Raw genomic sequence first — 1499 nt, 5'->3', positions numbered from 1 at the left:
GGGTGGGCGCGGTGGCGCTGGGCGCCGTCGTCGCGGTGCAGGTGGCGGGCCGCTGGGCCGCCTTCTCGGACGAGGGTCTGCGCCTGGCGGGCCTGGCGACGCTGGCGGCGGGCAACCTCGCGATGCTGCAGTGGTTCCGCGGCGGACGCGATGCGCTGGCGGTGCGCAACGGCAGCTTCGACCTGCTGGTGCTGGGGGTCGCGGCGACCTTCTCGCTGCTGCTGCTGGTGCCGCAGCTCGCACGGCTGTTCGGCCTGCCGGTGCTGCCGGCCAGCGTGGTGCTGCCGCTGCTGGCGGTGCCGGCCGTGGTGTCGGGCTGGCGGCTTGCGCGGGGGAGGCGCCGCGCGCTCAGCGGGGCCTGAACGCGTCGAGCTGCCGCCGCAGCGCGTCGATCTCGTCGAGCAGCTGCAGCACCAGCGCCGTGCCGCCGGGACCGAGTTCCAGGTCTCGCGACAGGCGCAGCGCCTTGCGCGCGCGGGCCAGCTCGCTGCCGCTGAAACGCCAGCGCTCCGGCGCCTCGCCCTGCGGCGACAGCACGCCCTCGTCGACCAGCGCGACCAGCCGCTCGGGTTCGGTGCCGCAGACCTGCACCAGCTGCGTCAGCGTGAACTGGTGTGTCTCGTCGACGACGACCGCGTCGACGCTGATGGATTGCGCGTGTGCCATGTCAGCCCTCCAGTTCGCTGCGCGCATCGAACCCGCCGAACGCGCGGCCGAGCGCCGCATAGGCCTCGCGCTGCGCGTCGTTCGTGGCGGCCGGCACGCGCACCGCCAGCAGCACGTACAGGTCGCCCGGCGGCGTGCCCGGCAGCCCCTTGCCCTTCAGGCGCAGCCGCCGCCCGGCGGCCGAGCCGGCTGGCACCGTCAGCTCGATGCGGCCGTCCGGCGTGTGCACCGTGACGCTCGCACCGAGCGCGGCCTCCCACGGCGCGACCGGCAGCTCGAGCGTGACGTCGCGCCCGTCGATGCTGAACTGCGCGTGGGGTGCGATCTCGATCTCGAGGTACAGGTCGCCCGCCGGCCCGCCGCCGAGGCCCGGCGCGCCCTGGCCGGCCAGGCGCAGCTGCTGCCCGGTGCGCACGCCGCGCGGGATGTTGACCTCCAGCTGCCGCTCGCGGAACACGATGCGGCCGCTGTCGTCGGGCACCGGCGTGCGCAGCGACAGCGTGCGGCGCGCGCCGCGGTAGGCATCGGCGAGATCGATCACCACCTTGGCGTGGTGGTCGCTGCCGCCGGCGCGTGCGCTGCCGCGCGCGGCGCGGTGGTGGCGGCCGAACAGCGATTCGAAGAAGTCGCTGTAGTCCATCGGGTCGCCGGGCCCGGCATCGCGGCCGCTGAACTCGAAGCCGCTGTCCCAGCCGGGCGGCGGGTCGAAGCGCTCGCCGCTGCGGTGGCGCCGGCCGACCTCGTCGTAGGCGGCGCGCTTCTCGGGGTCCTGCAAGGCCTCGTAGGCCTCGGCCACGTCCTTGAAGCGGGCCTCGGCGTCGGGCTCCTTGCTG

3 protein-coding genes are annotated in these 1499 nt (G+C 75.5%); 1 reads left to right on the top strand and 2 read right to left on the bottom strand.

From position 1 onward, the window contains the following. Window positions 1-362, top strand: a 362-nt coding sequence (locus AC1D15_RS31720) for a hypothetical protein (RefSeq protein WP_477829178.1), incomplete at its 5' end; no start/stop codon positions are given. On the opposite strand, the gene AC1D15_RS31715 is transcribed toward AC1D15_RS31720, so the two are convergent. Next, window positions 349-666 (bottom strand): chaperone modulator CbpM, encoded by a 318-nt coding sequence (locus AC1D15_RS31715; RefSeq protein WP_477829177.1) that lies wholly within the window; start codon window positions 664-666, stop codon window positions 349-351. The two genes, AC1D15_RS31720 and AC1D15_RS31715, sit on opposite strands and share 14 nt — an antisense overlap. A 1-nt stretch (window position 667) precedes the next feature. Then, the coding region (locus AC1D15_RS31710) for a DnaJ C-terminal domain-containing protein (RefSeq protein WP_477829176.1) at window positions 668-1499 on the bottom strand (832 nt) is incomplete at its 5' end.

The sequence above is a fragment of the Rhizobacter sp. P2_H2 genome, from assembly GCF_056403375.1.
Note: the sequence above shows the minus strand (reverse complement) of the source record. Positions and strands in the feature narration are given on the sequence as shown.

Coding starts and splice junctions, on each gene's coding strand:
- AC1D15_RS31715 (WP_477829177.1), bottom strand. CDS start 666: ATGGCACACGCGCAATCCATCAGCGTCGACGCGGTCGTCGTCGACGAG.